The sequence below is a fragment of the Streptomyces sp. 13-12-16 genome, assembly GCF_002114215.1.
GTDB lineage: Bacteria > Actinomycetota > Actinomycetes > Streptomycetales > Streptomycetaceae > Streptomyces.
On record NZ_NCTE01001041.1, the window covers coordinates 1 to 584 of the forward strand.

The following is a 584-nucleotide window of genomic DNA, read 5'->3' on the forward strand; positions in this document are numbered from 1 at the left end:
CCAGCCCGCCGCCCTCGGTGCCGCCCGCCGGCGCCACGGGAACCGCCCCACCGGCGCCCGCCAGCCCCTGCGCCAGCTCCGCCACCGACGCGGCCACCGCCGCGCTGTGCGACACCAGTACGATCCCCACCAGCTTCCCGTCACTCACCGCCGGCCTCCACGAGTCCGGCGATCAGCAGCGCCGCCGACGTGGCCCCCGGATCCTGGTGCCCGATGCTGCGCTCACCCAGATAACTGGCCCTGCCCTTGCGCGCCCGCAACGGAGTCGTCGCCACGGCACCCTCGGCGGCGGCGTCGCGCGCGGCGGCGAAGGAGTCGCCGAGGGCGTCCACCGCGGGCACCAGCGCGTCGATCATCGTCTTGTCGCCCGGTGCCGCACCACCGAGCTGCCGCACCGCGTCCACCCCGGCGCGCAGCGCCTCGGCCAGTTGCCGGCCGTCCACCTCGGCGGCGTCCCCGAGCGCCTTGCCGGTGCGGCGCAGCAGCGTCCCGTACAGCGGACCGGACGCACCGCCCACCGTCGAGATGAGCAGCCGTCCGGCCTGGGTCAGCACCGCCCCGGGAGTGGCGGGGGGGCCCCTGTC

General features: G+C 77.4%; 1 protein-coding gene and 1 pseudogene. Both read right to left on the reverse strand.

What is annotated here, in order from left to right; genetic code table 11:
• A pseudogene (locus B7767_RS34830) lies at positions 1-148 on the reverse strand (PTS fructose transporter subunit IIA); the annotation flags it as partial.
• The coding region (gene dhaL / locus B7767_RS34835) for a dihydroxyacetone kinase subunit DhaL (protein ID WP_085575577.1) at positions 141-584 on the reverse strand (444 nt) is incomplete at its 5' end. The gene dhaL and the pseudogene B7767_RS34830, both read right to left, overlap by 8 nt.